This window comes from Ochrobactrum sp. RH2CCR150 (genome assembly GCA_014138095.1).
In the GTDB taxonomy this organism is placed as follows: Bacteria; Pseudomonadota; Alphaproteobacteria; order Rhizobiales; family Rhizobiaceae; genus Brucella; species Brucella gambitense.
This window is the reverse complement of sequence record JACGXE010000001.1, coordinates 703,601-724,840: the sequence shown is the minus strand read 5'-3', so window position 1 is coordinate 724,840 and position 21,240 is coordinate 703,601. Positions and strand designations below refer to the sequence as shown.

Sequence of the window (21,240 nt, the reverse complement as noted above, 5' to 3'; positions counted from 1 at the left end):
CGAGGACTCCTACCGTGTCAGGCCTAATATGACAACAGGCTGTATCAGATCATTGCGGTGTGACTGCCGCACCCACCGTATTGCCAACAGCGCGGCCGAAACGGTCGATCTGCTCGTCATAGGTCTTGCGCGTGTTCGGATCGAACACGGCAATCGGCGCCGTGACCACGAGAGAGGCCGCCGTACCGACACCCTGCGCCGTGCCAATTGCCACCGCACCCAGACGGTCGCCGATACCGATCTGCGAATCCGTGATGGTCTGGCCCGCAACGAGGCGCTGACCGATCAGCTGCACGACCTCCGGACTGGAGGCAAATTTGCCGTGATTGAGCCTGTCGCCCGATTTGAGCTTGGTGAGATCGATGACGGTAATGCCCGCCTGCTCAAGCCCCGAACGATAAGGTTCGATGGACGGATCGATCTGGCCCAGACGGTCGATATTGCCCGAAATGCGCCGCGACAGCGCAAGTGCGCGGTCGTCGCGCGATGTGAACAGCGTGAAGCGCGGATGATCCTTGCCCATCGCCAGAAATTGCTTGGCAAACACATCGACGTCCAGATCGGGCGAGGCCAGAATGACGTCTGTGACCTTGGCATTCACCCGTCCGTCGCGGATCGCCATCTGGCGCAGCGCTTCAACCGTCAGCCAGCTGCCCATGGAATGGGCCATGACGGTGATGTCCTTCACCTCCGGCTCGCGGGCAATGGCGCGCAGCACCTGCTCCAGCGCATCGCGGGAATAGTTGGTGCTTTCCTTGTCGTAATTATAGTCGAACACGCTGGCGCGCGATGGCCAGGTGAAGATCACCGGCGCAACATCGGCCCCGGAATCGTGCACGATCTGCGCAAAGCGATAGACGGAATCTTCAAATGTATTGTTGAAGCCGTGCACGAACACCATCACGCGGCGGCTCTTGGTGAGATGGGGGCGAACCCAGCCTGCCACTTCAACATCGGTCTTGATCGGTGTCACGCTGACGGTGGTAAAATCGGTCTGCGGATTGGGCGGCAGCTTCTTCGGCCATTGCACCTCACCCGCCTTGCGGTTCTTTTCCGGCGGAATGGACACGACGATATCATTGATCGAGACCAGCTTGTCACGCTCACCGGAGAAGAGAATGCCGGGATTGTCGGATGGGCGACGGGTGGTAGCGACGAGCAGGTCGACCTTGGTCGCTCCGGGCGTGGTCACGTCGCCGACAGGCAGAAGCACGCCTTCAGGGCGGCCGGCGCAGCCTGCGAGCAGTGTCATCAAAACAAGCAATGCAGGCACAGCCCGACGAAACATGCTCTGCAAAACCAAGCTCCCTTTACGCCACCGCTTCAACCAAAAATCAGAACCGATTTCTGGAAGCCAAGACGCGCCACGTCAATAAACCCGAGTTTCTTTTACACTGCGAATTTTGCACGTTAACATATTCTTTACCGGGGGAGTTCTGCCAAGCCCCTTTTATCACCCGCAGAACGATCGCGCCGCGGCTGCGACTTATCGGTTACACACTGTTCAGCAACTAACACTTTTCCGGACCACCCTGACGGCCGATATAGGGACCAACAGCAAACGCAACTCCCTGAACAAAGGAGGCAATCATGGCTTTGGAACTCACCGGACTGCACCACCTTACGGCTATCACCGCCAACGCACCGGGCAACCGTCGCTTTTACACGGACACGCTCGGGCTGCGGCTCGTCAAGAAGACCGTCAATCAGGACGACACCAGCGCCTACCACCTGTTCTATGCCGATGGTCTGGCATCGCCGGGAACCGACATCACCTTCTTCGACTGGCCGGTTGAGCGCGAACGCCGCGGCACCAACAGCGTGGCCCGCACGGGTCTGCGTGTGAATGGCGTCGAAAGTCTTGATTGGTGGCGCAAGCGCCTGAACGAACAGGGCATTGAAACCGGCGATATCTTTGAAGTGGCTGGCCGCGCCGTGCTCGATTTCGAAGATCCTGAAGGCCAGCGTCTACGGCTGACCGACGATGGCGGCGCAGGCGACGCCCATAGCTGGGACAGAAGCCCCGTTCCCGCCGACAGGCAGATTCGCGGCCTTGGCCCGATCACGCTCAGTGTTCCAGACCTCGCGCCGACAAAGATCGTGCTCGAAAAGCTGATGAACATGAGCGAGACCGGCGACTATGCCTCGCCCGATGGCGAAGGCCATGTCCATGTCTTCTCGATGGGACCGGGCGGTGCGGCAGCCGAATTGCATGTCGCCGTGCAGCCAAACCTGCCAACTGCATGGCAGGGTGCGGGTGCGGTGCACCACGTCGCCTTCCGCACGCCGGACCAGGAAAGCATGCAGGAATGGGTCGAACGCCTGCGGTCGCTACGGGTGCCTTCCAGCGGTGAAGTCGAGCGCTACTATTTCCGTTCGCTCTACTTCCGCGAACCGAATGGCATCCTGTTCGAGATTGCAACCGACGGTCCGGGCTTTGCCGTCGACGAACCGCTGGAGAGCCTCGGCGAAAGCCTGTCGCTGCCGCCTTTCCTGGAAAGCAAGCGCGCAGCCATCGAAAAGGGCCTCAAGCCATTAGACTAAAAAGTAAAAAGGGCCGCCGGAGAAATCCGGCGGCCCTTTTCGTTGTTTGATCGGCAAGCACTTTAGAGTTTCTGCTTGAGCCATTCGCCGGTGACGCGAATATCGTCGTCGGTCAGACCATGCCAGCCCTCGATTGCGCGAACGTCGATATCCGCACCGTCTTCACGCAGCGCCTTTGCCAATGTGCCCGAAGCATCGCCGAACGGATCGGCTGCACCGTTCAACTGGAGAACGGCAGCATCGGACAGATCGGCATCCGGCTGTTCCTCCAGCACTTCCGATGCACGCAGCAAAATCGCCTTGTGCACGATATGCGGATGAAGCCGCATGAAGGCCGCAAGCAGGTTTGCCCCGTTGGAATTGCCGATAAAGGCCAGTCGGCCCGGGTCGATATCGTAGGCCGCAATCGCGCCCTCCACGAAAGCCTCAAAGGCTTCCGCTTCGAACCGGATGTCCTTCTGGTCGAACCGCTTCTGATCGAAACGGCGGAACCAGCGCTGAATTCCCTCCTCCGTGCTGCGACCGCGAACCCCGATAAGCGTAGCGCGCGGCGCGGCAAGACGGGCGAGCGGCATGAGATCATTCTCATTACCGCCCGAACCATGCAGCAGGATCAGCGTGCTGCCATCCGGGTCTTCCGGCTGATGAACACGATGGACGAAGGGCAGGTCGCGATAGATCACCCGCTCCTCACCCGGCAGGCCGAATTGCGGCATGCGGGCGCGGATCGCTTGAGCCTGCTTCTCATTGCCCGGCGGCACAAACAGAAGCTGCCCCAATGTTTCCACCGGCTCGTCCACGGTGAATCCGGGGGCGTCGGTGGCGAATTCGAACAGAGTTCCGCCCGGCTCACGAACATAGAGCGAGGTGAAATACTTGCGGTCATGCACGTTGACCTCGCTGGAATTGAGCTTCGACAGCTCCTTTTCCAGCGTTGTCACATCATCGGTCGTGCGGGCGCGAAAGGCCACATGATCGGCAATCCCGGTCCCCGGAATGCCGGGCCAGAAGCCGCTCGCATCGCGCACATCGATGGCGTCGCCGGAATCCGACACAAGCCGGTCGATGGTTTCTTCCTTCCCCTGACGGTGAAAGCCGAAATAGCGCTCGATAAAAGCAACCGTCTGTTCTGGCTGTTCCGACAGGATGGTGGCGGAGCGTATCCGGCGAATGGCGAATTCAGCCGGAATGCCCTCGCCGGACCACGGATCATTGGCTGCCAGATCGCTGCCGACCAGCTTGACAATCACGCCGTCGGGATCGCGCAGCCGCAGAACCGGCTCGCCGAATTCCTGCACCGGTCCCTCCGACTGTACGTGATAACGCAAGGCGCGTTCCAGCCAGAAGCCGATGGCCGTCCGGTCGATGGAAAGCGCGATTTCGCTGACCTGCCCGTGACCGACGCGGCCTTTGGAGCCGTCTTCCCAGACCAGAAAGGTGATCAGGGAACCTGGCGTGCCGGAGCGGTCGCCATAGAACAGATGCAACTGCTCGGCATCCTCGAAGCCGCCCGTCCGCTTGACGATACGCAGACCCAGAAAGCCCGCATAGAAATCGACATTCGCCTGCACCTTGCGTGTGATCAGCGTGAGATGATGGATGCCACTGGTCATGATTGCGATCTCCCGTCCTAATAAAGCTGCAGGAGAGATAGTACAGCCAGCGCGGATTGCCCATGGGGCTATGCGGTGACGGATTGTCAACGCATACGGTCAAAGCGGCGGTACAGGAACAGTGCTTGTCTGGGGAGGTTCAGAAAAAGAAAAAGGCCGCGCGGGAGGAGGATGCGCGGCCTGATCTTCGAATACGGCTGGGAGGAGGAGTGCCGTATTCCGGTATCGAGTTCTGGGAGGAGGAGTGAACTCGATGACCAAGTTCTAACCGGTGGCTCATTTTTCAACAACGGTTAATAATGCATGTCAGTTATGCAAATTCGACAATGCTCAAGAAACAGGCAGTCGCCAAAAATGCACAAGCGCCCGCAAAACGGGCGCTTGTCTGAGCTGTTTTATCTTTTGGTAACAGAAACTTACAGGAACTGCGCGATCAGCGGCGCAGCCAGCACATTCACCAGTCCAACCAGCACCATGACGAGACCGGCGATGGAACCTTCCTCGCTGCCGATCTGGTGGGCCTTCGCCACGCCAGCGCCATGTGCGCCCATGCCGAACAGTGCGCCGCGCGCCAGCGCCGAACGCAGCGGCAGCCAGTTGAGCATCATTTCGCCGAGCGCCGCACCGAAAACGCCAGTCAGCACCACGAAGATGGCGGTCAGGTCCGGCGTGCCGCCAATGTCGCCCGAAACAGTCATCGCAAAAGGCGTGCTCATCGAACGCGGCATCAGGCTGAGGCTGATCGCCTCGTTGAGACCGAGCAGATGCGCCAGCCCCCAGGCCGAAGCCATGGCCGACGAACTGCCGACCAGCACACCGGCCAGAAGAACCGGCCAGTACCGGCGGATCGTCGCGCGCTGCTGATAGATGGGAATTGCGAAGGCAACCGTTGCAGGGCCCAGCAGAGCCACCAGCCAATGCGTGGCGCCGAAATAGCCGCGATAGTTTTCGTTGAGCGCGACAACCAGCCCCATCAGCAGAAGCGGCGTAACGGCCAGAGGCGTCAGCCACCACATGGGAAAGCGGCGATAAACGCGCTTTGCCGCAAGATAAAGCAGGATCGTGGCCGCCGACCAGAACAGCGTTGCCACGAAGGGGTTACTTGGCAGCATAACGAAGGCTCCAGCGATAGCAGAGGTCTACCGTCAATGCGGTGACGCTCATCACCGTCAGTGTGCCGAGCAGGATGACAGCCATGATCTTCAGGCCGAGCACGCCTATCAGTTCGCGATGCTCAAGGATCGCCAGAACGGCAGGCACGAAGAACAGCAGCATCTCGGCCAGAAACCATTCCGCGCCGCGCTTCATGCTGAACAGGCTGACACGACCGCTCAACAAAAGCGCCAGCACCAGCGCCATGCCGATGATACCGCCCGGCAGAGGCAGACCGACCACGCGGACGAAAGCTTCACCCGCCAGCCAGAAGCCGACCAGCGTCGCAATCTGCATCATGCGGCTATGGTGCAGCGCATAACGAAAGCGGACAGCAAGAGTATGAGCATTTCTGGAGGCGTTCATGGGGTTCTTCCCGGGCCGTTGCCCGTTTGAATTCGGTCTGTTGTTGAGGATCAATATAGGCCGTCCCGGCTTATTCTAGAAATGAATTGATTTCATTGCTGCTATTCCGATATAGAATAGCTCATGAACTTGAGGAGCTTTCAGGCATTTGTGGAGGTGGTGCGCCAAGGCGGGTTTTCCGCTGCGGCCAGAGCCATTCACGCGACCCAGTCCACGGTCAGCAAAGCGGTGAAGCAGCTGGAGGAAGAGCTGGGCCTTGCCCTTCTCGACCGTGACGCTGCCCCGCCCCGCCTGACTGCGGCGGGCGACATTGTTTATCGCCGCGCCTTGGCCATGCTGGCCGAGAAGGACGATCTGCTGGCAGAGCTTGGCGAATTGCGCGGCCTGAAACGCGGTCTCCTGCGTCTCGGACTGCCGCCCATCGGCTCCAGCGTGCTGTTTGCGCCGGTCTTCGCCGCCTATACCAAGCTTCATCCGGATATCGACATTCAGCTGGTCGAGCATGGCAGCCGCCGTCTGGAAGAGCTTCTGCTGGCAGGCGATGTCGAGCTTGCTGCCTCGCTTCTGCCGGTCGAAGACAGTTTCGAGTGGCAGGATGTGCGCTGCGAGCCCGTTGTGGCCCTGCTCCCGGCGACCCATGAGGCGGCTTCCGGCGACGGCGTCACGCTGGACCAGATCGCAGGCTCGCCCTTCATTCTTTTTGAAAGCGGCTTCGCACTCAATCATATCATCCTCGATGCCTGCCAGCAGCATGGCTTTGCCCCGAATGTCGCGGTCCGCTCCAGCCAGATCGACTTCATCGTCGAACTGGTGGCGGCGGGCATGGGCGTCGGCTTCCTGCCCCTGATGATCGCCGAGCAACGCCATCATTCCGGCGTCCGCATTCAGAAAATCACCGATGCGGACATGAACTGGAACATGGCTCTGATCTGGCGCAAAGGCGCGTTTCTGTCCCATGCAGCGCGGGCCTGGCTCACACTTGCTAGTGGTGGAACTTCAAAAAAACCTTGAAGCGCGCGCAGCAGCGCCTATCTCAAATAGACACCTACTCTACGCGCCATCCGGCGGCGTTCCGTCTTGACCCTTATCAACTAAGAAGGAGGCTATGATGGACGGTCAGGTTATATTCTACAAAGGCGACAGGATCCTTTACCGGCATCATATCGAAGTGCAGGACGACGATTATTCCAAGGGTGTCAATGACGCCTTGATCGCCTTCCAGCGCAACTATGCCGGCTTCGACCTTGCGGGCGACGATATTCACGTCCGCTTCAAGAAGCCCGGAGATGTTTAACGGCTGACTTAATCAATCGCGATTGGAGCGCGCGTCCGGTATAGCGCCGAACGCGTGCGGCTCCTTCTGTCGGCATGATCAGGCGGCTGCGTAGGCAGCTTCGCGCGCAACGCGGCGAATGTCGTTGCGGCTGAGGCCGAGATCGCTCAGTTCGCGGTCGCTGCAGCCTTCAAGCTCGCGCAGGTTTTCACAATACTGCATCCAGCGATTGAATTGGGTACGAAGATTGATTGGAAGGCTCATGGTGATATTCCCCTTGTTTTTATCTTCCTCCCAGTGATGAGCTTCCGCTTTTCCCGTTTCATTGAGAAGTGCAGTTACTGCATGGCTGCAATGTGATTGGCGAAATCCTCCGATTTAGCCCAAATAATTTTTCGTCTAAATTAGCTAACCCTTTTAAAGTGTAAGTTTTCCGGTTAGACGGGAGGTCGAGTGCCTTCTAAAGTCGATGCAAACCGGTAAGAATGAAAAAAACTCTCATTATAGTCGGTAACGCTCCCCTGCCCCGCGACCTGTCGCGCGAGGTTGATGCGGCAGATTTTGTGGTTCGTTTCAACGAGCCCAAACAGTCCATCGGCATGAGCGGCACGCGCACCGACCTTCTGATTCTGGCAACCTCCAGCAAGCCGATGCAGCGCCGCCTGCGCGATCCGGGTTTTGTGCAAACGCCGACATTCAAGGCCGCGAAGGAAGTCATGCTCGCCTATCATCCGAGCATCATGCGCCTTTACCACCCCAAGCCGAACATTCTCTCCCGCCTCAAGGGACGGCGTTCCGACTGGACCGTCGAGACCATCGAGGTCGTGGGCGGCGCGGGCAAGGAAATCCGCCTCATGCCGCCGCAATTCTACATCGACGGCTGCAAGGAGCTGGGCGTCGACGAGGAGAACCTGAGCAAGGTTTTTCCAAGCACCGGCTTTTTCGGCATCTGGCACATGCTGGGCAAATGCCCTGCAGAAAACTGGGACGTGAAACTGTGCGGCTTCACCTGGGAAGGCTGGAAGCGGCACACATGGGGCGACGAACGCAGTTGGGTCGAAAGACAAGTGGCTACCGGACGCATCAGTATCATCGAATAACCCGATCCTCTCGGGTCTTGGCAGCAGATCTCGTTAAAGGAGTATTTGAATGACTGAACCGTTACGCATTTTTATTGGCTGGGATTCCCGCGAACCGATCGCATATGAAGTCGCCAAGGCCTCGGCGCTGAAGCATTCTTCCATTCCGCTTGAGATTGTGCCGATCAAGCTGCAGGATCTGGTTGATCAGGGTGTCTACACGCGTGATATCGATCCGCTGGCCTCCACGGAATTCACCTATTCTCGCTTCTTCACCCCATGGCTTGCGGGTTACAAGGGCTGGGCGCTGTTCTGCGATTGCGACTTCCTGTTTCTCGGCGATATTGCCGGATTGCAGGCCTATAACGACCCTTCCAAGGCGGTTTATTGCGTTCAGCACGACTATCAGCCGAAAGACAGCGTCAAGATGGACGGCAAGGTGCAGACCACCTATCCGCGCAAGAACTGGTCGTCCTGCATGTTGTTCAACTGCGAGCATCCTTCAACGCGCCAGCTGACGCCGGAGCTCATCAACCGCGAAACGGGCGCTTTCCTGCATCGCATGCAATGGGCTGCCGACGATGAAATCGGCGCGCTGCCGACCGAATATAACTGGCTTGAAGGCTGGAACGAAAAGCCGGAACACGGCCTGCCGAAAGTCGTGCATTACACAAGCGGCGGCCCGTGGTTCAAGGACTGGCAGAATGTCGATTATGCCGATCTCTGGCGCGCCGAGGCCGACATTGTGGAACCGGGCTGGAAGCCGATCTGACCGCCAGCCTGATCGGGCGAAAAATCCTGGAGCTTTTTAACCGGCTCCACGCTACATAGATGCCATGAACGAAACACGTCATGAATCTCCAGCGCAGGGCGGATCAGAACAGTCCGCAGCGCCGCAAAAGCCAGACGGCCCCAAAAGGGCCGGCTCCGTGATTTTAGATGACGGCCCGAAAAGGGCCGTCAAGGCCTTCATCATCCATCTGAAGCGGGCGAGTGATCGCCAGCCGCAGGTGGAGCAGCTCATCGAAAGCCTGCCCATGCGGGCAGACGTGATCGACGCCATCGATGGACGCGTGCTTGATGAAGACACCATTCGGCGCGTCTATCGTCGCTCGGTGCACAAGCCGCATTACCCCTTTCCCCTCAGTACCAACGAGATTGCCTGCTTTTTGTCGCATCGCAAGGCGTGGCAAGCCATTGTCGATCAGAAGATTGACGCCGGTTTGGTGCTTGAAGACGATGTTGAGCTGACGCCGGAATTCGCAGCAGCTTTTCAGGCTGCGCTGCAGCTCGTCGACCATGACAGTTTCATCCGCTTCCCCTTCCGCGAGCGGGAAACAGGCCGGGAAGTGCTGAATATCGACGGCGTCCGTGTTATCCTGCCTGTACCGGTTGGCCTCGGCATGGTTGCCCAGCTTGTCGGGCGCGAGGCTGCCAGGCGGCTGCTGGCCGCGACCGAGACCTTTGACCGGCCGGTGGACACCACAGCGCAAATGAACTGGGTGACGGGGCTGAAGCCGCTTTCCGTTCTACCCGGCGGTGTGCGCGAAGTGTCGGTCCGGCTGGGCGGCAGTACCATCCAGAAGTCCCGTTCGCTGCCTGACAAGCTGAAGCGGGAAATCCTGCGTCCGCTCTATCGCTGGAAAATCAAATCCCGCTCTCTTAAAGGATAAAGCGGTTTCATTTGAAATAGAACTGTCCTAGCTATTTGTCTTGCGCATGTCGCGACCCGCGAAACCGCGCAGCTTTGCTGGAATATTCTCGTGAGGATTGCCTTGTCAGTTCCGATTCTTCTCTATCACCAGATCGATGTTCCGCCCCGGCACAAGGCGCCTTTTCGTAGCATGACTGTGCATCCCGACCGCTTTCGCAGCCAGATGACCTGGCTCAAGCGCCTCGGTTATCAGGGATTGTCGTTCAAGGATGCGCTGCCCTACATCTATGGCGGCAAAAAGGGGAAAGTCGCGGTCATCACCTTCGATGACGGCTTTGAGAATGTCTTCCGCAATGCGCTGCCTGTGTTGCAGGAACTTGGCTTTACAGCCACGAATTATTTCGTCGCCAACCAGATCGGCGGCTTCAATCTCTGGGATCAGAAAATCGGCGTGGCGCGGGCCAATTGCATGAGCACCGCCGAAATGCGGGAATGGACCGCACTCGGTCACGAGGTGGGGTCCCACACACTCGACCATATCAATCTGCGCGACGCCAGCGATGCGGAGGCCGAGGTGCAAATCCGGCAATCGCGCGAGAAGATCGAAGATCTGCTGGGGCAGGAAGTGATTTCCTTCGCTTATCCCTATGGCGGCGAGAGTGCCAGAACGCGCAAGATCGTCGAGCAGGCTGGCTATAAATATGCCACCACGACGGAAAGACGCCGTGCAAAATCCACGGACGACCCGTTCGGTATTCCGCGCCTGACGATCCGGCGTAACGATATATGGCTACAGTTCCTGCGGAAGATCGTCATAGCCTGAACGGGCAATTTCAGCTCGCTTTTGCAGGCTCTATCCGGTTCGGCTTTGGCAGGTTTTGCAAATCCACCATGAAGCCGCGTTCAACCAGGCATTCCGGTCCTGTGTATTGAACCGAGCCGGAATAGACCAGCGACAGGTCGTCGGAAAACTGGTCGCTGCCGACGATAGCCTTGTAATGCTCCGATCCGCCTGCGTGGCTTCCCTCCGACGCTATCCGTTTAAATTCTTCGACCGAGCGCGACGAAAACCGGTAGTGCAACAACGCGCCGGTAACTGGCAGATAGTTGCGGAAGCAAGGGCCCGGTCCGTGAATGCTGCCCCGGCGGTAATCGGTCTTGCGGTCCACCCAGATCAGCGGAAACTTGGACAGACGCATGCTGCGTCCAAAAAGGCGCTGGCGCGGACCGCCGCGCACGGCGACACCGAAACGCTCCTGCCGGACCGTATAGCCGTCGCCATCGAAATGTGACGACACTTCAAACGGGTATTTCGTTCCGTCATCGACAAAAACGCCGTCGCGTAGCAGACCGGCAGGATACATGTCGATCATCGGCGCGAGACAGCGCCGAATATTGTGTGTTTCCAGTTCCTGAATGAAATCGCGCAGACTGCGCTTTTCCATGCGCGGAAAGACGAAGAATTCGTCGGCATCCACCGAAAGATACCAACGGCGGCGGCCGTAAATATTGAATATCGCGTCGCGCCAGACGCGCCCGCGATTGGCCTCCGCATAGCGAACATCGGAAACGAAAAGATCGACATCGGCAGCATTGGCGAGAATCTCAGCTGTCCCGTCATCCGATTTGTCGTCCACGACGATGAAACGTGTGACGCCCAGCGCGCGGTAATACCGCAGGAACGAATTCAGATAAGCGGCGGCATTGCGCACCACGCAGATCAGCGGCAGATCGTCCGGCAGCAAAGCGGCAAAACTCCCGGACGATGCGATCAGATTTGCCTTGCCACGCCTCTTGGGCACCGACAGCCGCGCATGACGCCAGCGCAGCTTGAATTGTTCTGCCGACGAGGCTCGCCAATAGGCGGCCCAATCCGTTTCGTTTGACGCTGGATAGTGCATGGGCGGCAAAACAGACTTCATACGGGGGATGTCTTTCAGGGGATGCTAATTAAGCCACATATTGGTGTTTTTTGCTGGCAAATCCATGCCCGCAAGAATCACGCTGTGTTATGTCCCGACAAGAATGCGTGAACGCCGATATCTGTTCTTTTGGCTGCATTTGCTTGATCTCAATCAATGCTGCTTCAATAAAACGTGGCAAATTGCCCGCAACCGCGCCATGGACGCCAAAGGCCAAAAGCGCTAGTTAAGGCAAAGACAAGCGCATCGGCCTAAAAATCGGGAGCGATTTTTCGGAAACACGATGCGTCGAATCAAATAGTTAGAGCGAGTTTTGTGCGCCCGGAAGGTCGCGCTGCCCTCTAAGGAGCGCATGATGGATTATCGCCGGTTTTTCGAAGAAGCGATTGATCAGTTACACGCCGAGAAGCGTTACCGCGTTTTCGCCGACCTTGAACGCATCGTCGGACGTTTCCCCCGCGCGATCTGGCGGAACAATGGCACAGCCCGTGAAATCACCGTCTGGTGTTCCAACGATTATCTCGGCATGGGGCACCATCCCGACGTGATCAAGGCCATGTGCGACACCGCAAGCAATGCCGGTTCCGGCGCTGGCGGCACGCGCAACATTTCCGGCAACAACCATCCGCTGGTTGAGCTGGAAGCCGAACTGGCCGATCTGCACGGCAAGGAAGCCGGTCTGGTTTTCACCTCCGGTTTCATTTCCAACGAAGCCTCGATCTCGACCATTGCGCGCCTGTTGCCAAACTGCCTGATCCTGTCCGACGAGCTGAATCATGCCTCGATGATCGAAGGCGTGCGCCGTTCGGGCGCGGAGAAGAAGATTTTCCGTCACAATGACGTCGAGCATCTGGAACAGTTGTTGAAGGCCGCCGATCCGGCGCGCGCCAAGCTGATCGTGTTCGAATCCGTCTATTCGATGGATGGCGATATTGCGCCGATCGAGAAGATCGCCGATCTGGCCGACAAGTATAATGCCATGACCTATATCGATGAAGTTCATGCCGTTGGCATGTACGGCACGCGCGGCGGCGGCATCACGGACCGTGATGGTCTGGCGCATCGCATCGACATTATCGAAGGCACGCTTGCCAAGGCTTTCGGTGCGCTGGGTGGCTATATCACCGGCTCACGCGCCATTATCGACGCTGTTCGCTCCTATGCGCCGGGCTTCATCTTCACGACTGCCCTTCCGCCATCGGTAGCAGCGGCTGCAACGGCTTCGATCCGCCATCTCAAGGCATCACAAGTCGAGCGCGATGGTCAGCAGCGTCAGGCGCAGCAGGCCAAGGACGTGCTTTCGGCAGCGGGCCTGCCCGTCATGCCTTCGGACACGCATATCGTGCCCGTGCTGGTTGGCGATCCAGAGCTTTGCAAGAAGGCCAGTGACCGGCTGCTCGATGTGCATGGCATCTATATCCAGCCGATCAATTACCCGACCGTGCCACGCGGCACCGAACGTCTGCGCATCACGCCGTCGCCGCTGCATGACGATGCGCTGATCGACGGGCTGAAGGATGCGCTGCTGGAAGTTTGGAACGCACTCGGCATTCCCTTTGCTGAAAACGATGCCCCACAGGCAGCCAGTTCCGACCGCGTCGTACCGCTGATGGTTTCCAAAGCCGGTGGATAAGCGCTTCGCAAAGCACTAAATGAAAAAAGGCCGGTTTTCACCGGCCTTTTATTTTAGATTAAAGCTGCTCGATCCATTTCACCAGCCGAGTTGCGGCCTCGTCGATCTGATGCGGCGCGCGACCGAAGCAAAGGCGGAAGAACGCCTCTCCGCCTTGTCCGAAGGCGCTGCCCGGTGCGAGCCCCACATTGGCCCGGTCGATCATATCGATGGCCGCCTTGACGGAATCCGTCACGCCTTCAACGCCGAAGAACAGATAAAACGCGCCCTGCGGCGGCGTGAGGCGCACCTTGCCCGTTGCCTGCAAGGCCGAGCAAAGCCTGTCGCGGGTAGCGCGGGCGCGCTCCACCTGCATGGCGATAAACGGTTCGCCCTGATCGAGCGCTGCGACGGCGCCGCGCTGCATGAACGGCGCCACGCCGGAATTGGAATACTGGATCATGTTTTCGATCACAGGACCGACGGAAGGATGCACGGTCATCCAACCCACGCGCCAGCCCGTCATGGCCCAATTCTTCGAGAAGGAATTGACGAAGATGATGCGGTCGTCGGGCTCCATGATTTCCATGAAGGACGGGGCATGGCCGCCGCCATAATAGAAATGCGTATAGATCTCGTCGGCGATGATCCAGAGCCCGTGCTTGCGCGCGAGATCGAGGATGAAACGCAGCGTCTCGCGATCAGCCGTCCATCCGGTCGGGTTGGACGGCGTATTGATGAACAGCGCGCGGGTGCGCGGCGTGATGGCGGCAGCGATTTTCTCCGGGTCGAGCACCCAGCCATTCGCGCCGAACTCCAGTTCGACTGCAACCGGCACTGCGCCAGCAAGACCAGCCGCACCAACGAAATTCGGCCAGGCTGGCGACAGATAAATCGCTTCTTCGCCTGCACCCACCGTCGCCGTCAGCGCCATCTCGATGGCGTGCATGCCCGAACCGGTGACATAGAAATTTTCAGGTTGCAGGGGCAGCGGGAAATGACGCGCATGATAACGGGCCAACGCCTCGCGCAGTTCAGGAATACCGGCCTGCCAGGTATAGAAGGTCTCACCGTCAGTGATGCTCTTCTGCGCCGCATCGCGGATGAAATCCGGCGTCGGCAGATCGCCCTCGCCAACCCACAACGGAATGAGACCCTCGCGGCCCCGGCCATGATTGGCAACGGCGACAATGCCGCTTTCTGGCGCTTGCGCTGCTTCGCGGCGGAGACTGGCTAAAAGTGTCATGATGATCCTGCGCTGCTTGGTATGTGTATATCGGCCTTAGCAAGCCGCGATCACAAAATCACTCGGCATTTTGTGATGATCCGATCATCGGGATTGATGAATGCCCAAAAGAAAGCGGAGCCTTTGCAGGCTCCGCTTTGCATTCCAAGGGAAAAATCCCGATCAGGCCTTTTTGGAAAGCAGATCGCGGATTTCCGTCAGCAGCACTTCCTCGCGCGGAGCTTCCGGCTCAGGCTTTGCTTCTTCCTTCTTCTTCATGCGGTTCATGCCCTTGACGACGAGGAACAGAACCCAGGCGATAATCAGGAAATTGATCAGCAGGGTGACGAAGTTACCATAAGCAACGGTCGCACCGGCTTCGCGGGCGGCGGCCAAGGTGGTCTTCGGCTCACCGGCAAGCTGGATGAACATGTTCGAGAAGTCGATACCGCCGGTGACCAGACCGATGATCGGCATGATGATATCGTTGACGATGGAATTGACGAGGCCACCGAAGGCGCCGCCGATGATCACACCGATGGCCAGATCGACCATATTGCCCTTGAGAGCGAATTCCCTGAATTCTTTCAACATTAGCCTGTCTCCCTCACGAGTGCGACTGCATAACCGGGCCGTCGTTGCTGCGGTGCGCTCGTCGAATTAATATGGCGTCAGATCGCTCCGACGGTGAATGATAGGACCGCTCCTGACAGGGGGAGGCTCGAAGAACGGTTCTATCAAATTGTATTTGGTTTAGTTTGTATTCGAAAATATTCAAAGAAAAGATAAACATGGATATTGACGGGTAAAACATCCGGTTTTCCATCAATATTCTTGCGCGCCTGACGTGAAAGTGCTTGCGTCAAGCAGACTTGAAGAACAGGGAGAGGAATAAAACCGCCTATGCAAGGCTGGGGAATCATCGGCGCTGCCTTCTTGTACCTGCTGCTTCTCTTTGCTGTCGCCAGTATCGGTGATCGCAGATCGTCGCGCTGGAACAGTGCGCCACGTCCCTATGTCTATGCGCTGAGCCTTGCGGTTTATTGTACCTCCTGGACCTTCTTCGGCTCCGTCGGCCTCTCCGCACAGCGCGGGCTGGAATTTCTCGGCATCTATATCGGGCCGATTCTAGTGTTCACGCTCGGCAACCGGCTGCTGCGCCATATCGTGCGGCTGGCTAAGGCGGAGCGCATCACCTCCATCGCCGATTTTCTGGCCGCGCGTTACGGCAAGAGTTTCGGCGTGGCATCGCTTGCCACCTGCATCGCCGCCGTGGGATCGATCCCCTATATCGCCCTGCAGCTGAAGGCAGTGGCGGGCAGCGTCGGGCTGGTGATGGACCATTATGGCCGCACCGTCGCGCCGCCGGCCTTCATCTTCGGCGATATTTCACTGGCCGTCGCCGCCGTGCTTGCCGTTTTCGCGATCCTGTTCGGCACGCGCCATACCGATGCGACCGAGCACCAGAACGGGCTGATCCTCGCCATTGCGGTGGAATCCGTCATCAAGCTCTGCGCGTTCCTGACGGTCGGTCTCGCCTGCACATTCTTCCTGTTCGGCTCGCCTTCACAGCTCATCAACCAGATTTCGCAGTCCACGGATGCGCTGAAGGCGTTTCACTACGAGACCTCCATCGGCACCTGGATTATCCAGACGGCTCTCAGTGCTGCAGCCATCATCATGCTGCCGCGCCAGTTCCACGTCACGGTCGTCGAAAGCCGCAGCGAGAAGGAACTGCGCACCGCATCGTGGCTGTTCCCGGTCTATCTGGTACTGATCAATATCTTCGTGTTTCCGATTGCATTGATCGGCGTGATGACGCTTGGCAACACGGTCAGCGGTGATCTTTATGTGCTGGCCCTGCCGCTTGCCGCCGAAGCGCACTGGATGGCGCTTATTGCCTTCCTTGGAGGATTATCGGCTGCGACAGCCATGGTGATCGTCGCCTGCGTGGCGCTATCGATCATGATTTCCAACCATCTCGTACTGCCGCTCTTCATCCGCAGCATGGCCAAGCGCCATCCCGCCGAACAGCCCGACCTCACCAAAGTCATCCTGAACACCCGACGCGTGACGATCATCGCCATTCTGGCGCTCGCCTTCGCCTATTATCGCTTCACCTCCAACAATATTCATCTGGCCTCGATCGGCTTCGTGTCCTTTGCCGCCATCGCGCAATTTGCTCCGGCCTTCATCGGCGGCCTGTTCTGGCGCAATGCCAACGGGCGCGGCGCGATGCTTGGCCTGTCGGCAGGCTTTCTCGTCTGGGCCTATACGCTGCTGCTGCCCACCATGGCGCCCGAAAACGCCGCCATTTTGCGCGACGGTTTTCTCGGCTTCACGGCGCTGCGCCCCGAAGCGCTGTTCGGCACCGATGCGCTGCCGCTGACCAATGGCGTGATCTGGAGCCTTGCCGCCAACACGCTGTTCTATGTTCTCGGTTCGCTGTCGCGCGCCTCAACGCCGCTGGAGCGCATTCAGGCCAGCATCTTCCTACCGCGCTATTCCATCGCCGCGCCAACCCTGAAGCGCTTTCGCACGACGGTGACCGTGGCCGAACTGAAAGCCACCATGGCGCGCTATCTCGGCGCCGAACGTGTCGAGCGTGCATTCCTGCGGTTCGAAGGCCACGAACAGCGCAGGCTAGACCCGGGCATGACGGTGGACACGCCCCTGATCCGTTATGCCGAGCAGTTGCTTGGCACGGCAGTCGGCACGGCTTCGGCGCGGCTTGTGCTGTCGCTGCTTTTGCAACGCAACGACGCTTCCGGGCGGGATGCGCGCCAGCTTCTCGATGACGCCTCCGCTGCCCTGCAACAAAACCGCGACCTGTTGCAGATCGCGCTCGACCAGATGGAACAGGGCATCACGGTTTTCGACAAGGATTTCCGGCTGGCCTTCTGGAACCGCCAGTTCCGTACCCTGCTCAATCTGCCCGACGAGGTGATGCAGGTCGGCATCCCCGTTTCGGAAATCGTCGAGCATTTGGTCCGTCGCGAAGATATCGCCTTCAATGTGCGCAACAGCATCATCCATTCGCTGACGGCCAGTCGCAAGCCGCTGCGCATGAAGATGAAATCGACAGCCAAGACCCTTGAAATCCAATCCAATCCGATGCCGGATGGCGGCATTGTCGCGACCTATACCGACATCACCGCCGCCGTCGAAGCCGACCTGATGCGCCAGAAAGCCGCCGAAATGCTGGAACAGCGCGTGGCTGACCGAACGGCAGAGCTGACGCATGTGAATCAGGCGCTGGCGCGTGCGCAGGCTGCTGCCGAAGAGGCCAATCTCGGCAAGACGCGCTTTCTCGCCGCCGCTGGCCACGATATTCTGCAACCGCTCAATGCAGCGCGCCTTTATTCCACCGCGCTATCGGAAAAACTGGGGCGCTCGGAAACCAGCGAATTTGCCCGCAACATCGATTCCTCGCTGGAAGCGGTTGAGGCCATTCTGGGCATGGTGCTGGATATTTCGCGTCTCGATACCGGATCGCTGAAGCCTGAAGTCTCGGTGTTCCGGCTGGACAGACTGTTGACCCAGATCGCCACCGATTTCACGCCGCTCGCCCGCAAGAAGGATTTGAAGCTGCGCGTGGTGCCGTCGAGCATCGTTGTGAAGACCGACCGCAACATGCTGCGCCGCCTGATCCAGAACCTCGTTTCAAATTCGATCAAATATAGCCGCAGCGGCGGCATGTTGCTCGGCGTCCGGCGGCGTGGTGCGTTTGTCGAGCTGCAGGTGCTCGACACCGGCATCGGCATTCCGCAACACAAGCTGAAGCTCGTCTTCCGCGAATTCACCCGCCTTGATGAAGGCATGCGCGAGGCGGAAGGGCTGGGGCTTGGCCTGTCCATCGTCGACCGCATTGCCCGGCTGCTGGAATTTCCGCTGTCGGTGCGCTCGGTTCAGGGCAAAGGCACCACATTCACCTTGCGCATTCCGGTTTCAAACGAGCCGGTGCCTGCGGAGGAAACAAGGAGCCGTCGCGGCCATGCACGCGCGCTGGAACTGACCGGGCTCGATGTGCTGTGCATCGACAACGATGCCGATATTCTGTCCGGCATGGAAACGCTGCTTTCGGGCTGGGGCTGCAATGTGACCACGCTGCGCAGCGGCGCGGCGCTGAGAGCTTTCTGCGCCAATCGCAGTATCGCGCCGGATGTGATCGTCGCGGATTATCATCTGATCCACGAAAACGGGATCGACATGATCGGCTACACACGAGAGCATTTCAAAACGGAAATACCGGCCATATTGCTGACCGCCGACCGGTCCAAGGAAGTGCGCCAGCGCGCCGAGGAAGAGAATATTACCCTGTTGAACAAGCCGCTTCGTCCGGCGGCTCTGCGCTCGCTGCTGTCGCATTTCTATCATGCGCGACAGGACAGCACCTCGTCACAGACGGCTGCACAGTAAAACTGGATCAGCTGCTGATCACATCATTGCCAATGCGCGACAGCAGAATGACGGCCTGCGTGCGGCTATCGACGCCAAGCTTCTGCAACACCGCCGAAACATGCGCCTTGACGGTCGCTTCCGACACGCTCAGCTCATAAGCGATCTGCTTGTTGAGAAGACCTTCGGCAAGCATGGTCAGCACACGGGTCTGCTGAGGCGTCAGTGTGCGCAGGCGCGCAATCAGCCCTTCGATTTCCGGGTCTTTCGGGTGATCGAGATCGATCCCTTCTGGCGTCCAGATATCGCCTGCCAGCACGGCGCGAACCGCCTCGCCGATGGTTTCCATGCTGGCCGATTTGGAAATGAAGCCCGATGCGCCCAGTTCCACCGCATGATGAATGGTGGCGGCGTCATCCGTGGCGGACACGATCACCACCGGCAGGGCCGGTTGCAGCGCCTTCAGCGCGACCAGTCCTGAGAGGCCTGCGCCGCCGGGCATGGTCAGATCGAGCAGCAGAAGGTCGATATCGTCGCGTTCGGCAACCAGTTTCCTGACAGCATCGAAATCGCCAACTTCGACAATCTCCACGTTTTCGGATTGTCCCGACAGAACCTGTCTCAATGCGCCGCGGAAAAGCGGGTGATCGTCAGCGATGATAAAGTGCATGTGCCTCGCGCGCCAATTTCAAGTGGTTCCTCCCCGTGCGGTGCATCCAATGCCACCAATCAAGTTTTTATGCCTATTTTTATCCTGAGCAACCAAAAATCACGTTGCTAACGTGTTTTCGCATTTCTCATTGCCGCCATGTGGCCGCATTGTGTGGTAGGGTTGCGCCGGAAATTAAAAACGCAGGCCCCCGCCAGGCACGTGAGCAGAGGGTGGGAACCAGAAGGCATTCCATGACGCGCAATACGCTTTATCCCGAGATTGAACCCTTCAAGGAAGAGATGCTGCAGGTGTCACCGCTGCATCGCATCCATGTTGAGCAGTGCGGCAACCCGGATGGCAAGCCGGTGATCATGATTCACGGCGGCCCCGGCGGTGGCATCACGCCCGCCATGCGCCGCCTGCACGATCCGGAGCGCTACCGCATCATCCTGTTCGACCAGCGCGGTTGCGGTCGCTCCACACCGCATGCCGAATTGCGCGAAAACACCACCTGGGATCTGGTGGCTGATATGGAGCATATCCGCGCGCATCTCGGCATCGACAAATGGCAGGTCTTTGGCGGCTCCTGGGGTTCGACACTTGGCCTTGCTTATGCCCAGACCCACCCCGAGCGTGTGTCGGAAGCGGTGCTGCGCGGCATCTTCATGCTCCGCCGGTTCGAAATCGACTGGATGTACACTAACGGCGCCAGCATCATTTTCCCGGATCACTTCGAAGCTTATCAGGAGCATATCCCGGAAGCCGAGCGCGGCGACATGATTGCCGCCTATTACAAGCGCCTGACGGATCGCGACCCGAAAGTACAGCTGGAAGCCGCCCGTCGCTGGGCGCGCTGGGAAGGCTCGGTGATTTCGCTTCTGCCCGACCCATCGCGCGTGGATGCCTTCGGCGCGGATGAATATGCAATCGCCTTTGCGCGCATCGAATGCCACTATTTCCAGAATCGCGGCTTCCTCGATTCCGACGACCAGCTTTTGCGCAATGTTGAGCGTATCCGGCATATTCCGGGCGTGATCGTGCATGGCCGCTACGATATCTGCACGCCATTCATCAATGCATGGCAGCTCAAGAAACTGTGGCCGGAAGCCGATCTGAAAATCGTCGAGGATAGCGGCCACGCCGTGACCGAGCCGGGCATCGTGCATGAGCTGATCGAAGCAACAAAGCGCTTCGCAGCCTAAACCACACACAGAAAAGGCGCCATCCGGCGCCTTTTTGCTATTCCAACCCTGATCAGGTGCGCCCGCCGGGCGGTGTCGGCGTTGTCTCGGCAGGTTTTTCCGGCTCGCTGTCGAAGCTCTTGGCGATATCCATAAAGCGGCGCATGAAGCGCTCCATATAGCTCATGGATTGTTCGAATTCCTGTTCACTCGGCAGACCCGATGCCGTGTTGCCGCTGCCGCCCTTCTGATCGATGGCGGCCAGCCGATCTTCCAGCACTTTCACCCGGTCCTGCAAATCCGCCAGATCGTTTTCATAAGCCTCGCGATCTTCCGTTGCCATCTTGCAGACCATCTGGCCCTGCGACTGTTCGGTGCAAACCGAAATCGCGCCGGTCTTGGTATCGAGGCGCACATAACCGGTTTCGGTCTGCTCCAGACGATAGCGGCCAGTTTCCTGCGCGACTGCTCCAGACGCAGCCAATACCGGCGCGACCAGCGCCACCGCCGCCAGACCGCGGATGACGGGACGCGCAGCAAAAAAGGTGTTTTTGTTCGACATAATCCGA

At 58.8% G+C, this 21,240-nt stretch carries 20 protein-coding genes; 10 read left to right on the top strand and 10 right to left on the bottom strand.

Features of this window, described 5'->3' with window-relative positions:
* Positions 1-49 precede the first annotated feature (49 nt).
* Positions 50-1,288 (bottom strand): alpha/beta hydrolase, encoded by a 1,239-nt coding sequence (locus FHW03_RS03265; RefSeq protein ID WP_182519428.1) that lies wholly within the window; start codon positions 1,286-1,288, stop codon positions 50-52.
* Between the two features lie 302 nt (positions 1,289-1,590).
* Here FHW03_RS03265 and FHW03_RS03260 point away from each other — a divergent pair, with 302 nt between their 5' ends.
* Positions 1,591-2,544 carry a ring-cleaving dioxygenase gene (locus FHW03_RS03260; RefSeq protein WP_113533695.1) on the top strand — a complete coding sequence of 318 codons (954 nt, stop codon included), beginning with the start codon at positions 1,591-1,593 and terminating at the stop codon, positions 2,542-2,544.
* A gap of 62 nt (positions 2,545-2,606) precedes the next feature.
* Here FHW03_RS03260 and FHW03_RS03255 read toward each other — a convergent pair whose 3' ends face one another.
* The 3 genes from FHW03_RS03255 to FHW03_RS03245 all read right to left on the bottom strand — a co-directional run bounded on the left by FHW03_RS03255 (position 2,607) and on the right by FHW03_RS03245 (position 5,675).
* A complete protein-coding gene (locus FHW03_RS03255) occupies positions 2,607-4,157 on the bottom strand; it encodes a VOC family protein (protein WP_182519325.1) in 1,551 nt (516 codons plus the stop codon).
* A 416-nt stretch (positions 4,158-4,573) separates the two neighbouring features.
* Entirely contained in the window at positions 4,574-5,269 is a 696-nt protein-coding gene (locus tag FHW03_RS03250; RefSeq protein WP_182519324.1) for an LrgB family protein, read from the bottom strand.
* Positions 5,256-5,675, bottom strand: coding sequence for a CidA/LrgA family protein (locus FHW03_RS03245; RefSeq protein WP_182519323.1), 420 nt, complete (start codon positions 5,673-5,675; stop codon positions 5,256-5,258). The genes FHW03_RS03250 and FHW03_RS03245 overlap by 14 nt, the downstream gene beginning before the upstream one ends.
* A gap of 123 nt (positions 5,676-5,798) precedes the next feature.
* On the opposite strand from FHW03_RS03245, the gene FHW03_RS03240 reads away from it, so the two are divergent.
* Complete coding sequence (locus FHW03_RS03240) at positions 5,799-6,686, top strand: LysR family transcriptional regulator (protein WP_182519322.1); 888 nt, start codon at positions 5,799-5,801, stop codon at positions 6,684-6,686.
* A 97-nt stretch (positions 6,687-6,783) separates the two neighbouring features.
* Positions 6,784-6,969, top strand: a complete 186-nt coding sequence (locus FHW03_RS03235; protein ID WP_078337933.1) for a hypothetical protein — start codon at positions 6,784-6,786, stop codon at positions 6,967-6,969.
* 78 nt (positions 6,970-7,047) lie between these two features.
* Here FHW03_RS03235 and FHW03_RS03230 read toward each other — a convergent pair whose 3' ends face one another.
* The gene (locus FHW03_RS03230; protein WP_210277130.1) at positions 7,048-7,212 is read right to left on the bottom strand and encodes a DUF1127 domain-containing protein; all 165 of its coding nucleotides are present in this window, start codon (positions 7,210-7,212) and stop codon (positions 7,048-7,050) included.
* Positions 7,213-7,433: 221 nt separating this feature from the next.
* On the opposite strand from FHW03_RS03230, the gene FHW03_RS03225 reads away from it, so the two are divergent.
* The 4 genes from FHW03_RS03225 (at position 7,434) to FHW03_RS03210 (ending at position 10,504) form a co-directional block, all read left to right on the top strand.
* Entirely contained in the window at positions 7,434-8,048 is a 615-nt protein-coding gene (locus tag FHW03_RS03225) for a hypothetical protein (protein ID WP_182519321.1), read from the top strand.
* A gap of 49 nt (positions 8,049-8,097) precedes the next feature.
* A complete protein-coding gene (locus FHW03_RS03220; RefSeq protein ID WP_182519320.1) occupies positions 8,098-8,799 on the top strand; it encodes a glycosyltransferase in 702 nt (233 codons plus the stop codon).
* Between the two features lie 157 nt (positions 8,800-8,956).
* Positions 8,957-9,700 carry a glycosyltransferase family 25 protein gene (locus tag FHW03_RS03215; RefSeq protein WP_377513986.1) on the top strand — a complete coding sequence of 248 codons (744 nt, stop codon included), beginning with the start codon at positions 8,957-8,959 and terminating at the stop codon, positions 9,698-9,700.
* Positions 9,701-9,802: 102 nt separating this feature from the next.
* Positions 9,803-10,504: a polysaccharide deacetylase family protein gene (locus tag FHW03_RS03210; RefSeq protein ID WP_182519318.1), complete on the top strand. Its 702-nt coding sequence runs from the start codon at positions 9,803-9,805 to the stop codon at positions 10,502-10,504.
* Positions 10,505-10,514: 10 nt separating this feature from the next.
* On the opposite strand, the gene FHW03_RS03205 is transcribed toward FHW03_RS03210, so the two are convergent.
* Positions 10,515-11,603 (bottom strand): glycosyltransferase family 2 protein, encoded by a 1,089-nt coding sequence (locus FHW03_RS03205; protein ID WP_182519317.1) that lies wholly within the window; start codon positions 11,601-11,603, stop codon positions 10,515-10,517.
* A gap of 355 nt (positions 11,604-11,958) precedes the next feature.
* Here FHW03_RS03205 and hemA point away from each other — a divergent pair, with 355 nt between their 5' ends.
* Positions 11,959-13,236: a 5-aminolevulinate synthase gene (hemA, locus tag FHW03_RS03200; protein ID WP_138786083.1), complete on the top strand. Its 1,278-nt coding sequence runs from the start codon at positions 11,959-11,961 to the stop codon at positions 13,234-13,236.
* Positions 13,237-13,294: 58 nt separating this feature from the next.
* Here hemA and FHW03_RS03195 read toward each other — a convergent pair whose 3' ends face one another.
* Both FHW03_RS03195 and mscL read right to left on the bottom strand, forming a co-directional pair.
* Positions 13,295-14,461, bottom strand: a complete 1,167-nt coding sequence (locus tag FHW03_RS03195) for a pyridoxal phosphate-dependent aminotransferase (protein ID WP_182519316.1) — start codon at positions 14,459-14,461, stop codon at positions 13,295-13,297.
* A 162-nt stretch (positions 14,462-14,623) separates the two neighbouring features.
* A complete protein-coding gene (gene mscL / locus FHW03_RS03190; protein WP_138786014.1) occupies positions 14,624-15,034 on the bottom strand; it encodes a large conductance mechanosensitive channel protein MscL in 411 nt (136 codons plus the stop codon).
* 309 nt (positions 15,035-15,343) lie between these two features.
* Here mscL and FHW03_RS03185 point away from each other — a divergent pair, with 309 nt between their 5' ends.
* Positions 15,344-18,859 (top strand): PAS domain-containing hybrid sensor histidine kinase/response regulator, encoded by a 3,516-nt coding sequence (locus tag FHW03_RS03185; RefSeq protein WP_182519315.1) that lies wholly within the window; start codon positions 15,344-15,346, stop codon positions 18,857-18,859.
* A gap of 7 nt (positions 18,860-18,866) precedes the next feature.
* On the opposite strand, the gene FHW03_RS03180 is transcribed toward FHW03_RS03185, so the two are convergent.
* Positions 18,867-19,508 carry a response regulator transcription factor gene (locus FHW03_RS03180; protein WP_182519314.1) on the bottom strand — a complete coding sequence of 214 codons (642 nt, stop codon included), beginning with the start codon at positions 19,506-19,508 and terminating at the stop codon, positions 18,867-18,869.
* 233 nt (positions 19,509-19,741) lie between these two features.
* On the opposite strand from FHW03_RS03180, the gene pip reads away from it, so the two are divergent.
* A complete protein-coding gene (pip, locus tag FHW03_RS03175; protein WP_182519313.1) occupies positions 19,742-20,692 on the top strand; it encodes a prolyl aminopeptidase in 951 nt (316 codons plus the stop codon).
* A 52-nt stretch (positions 20,693-20,744) separates the two neighbouring features.
* Here the strand turns inward: pip and FHW03_RS03170 are convergent, their stop codons facing one another.
* Positions 20,745-21,233 (bottom strand): hypothetical protein, encoded by a 489-nt coding sequence (locus tag FHW03_RS03170; protein WP_182519312.1) that lies wholly within the window; start codon positions 21,231-21,233, stop codon positions 20,745-20,747.
* Between the last annotated feature and the right edge of the window lie 7 nt (positions 21,234-21,240).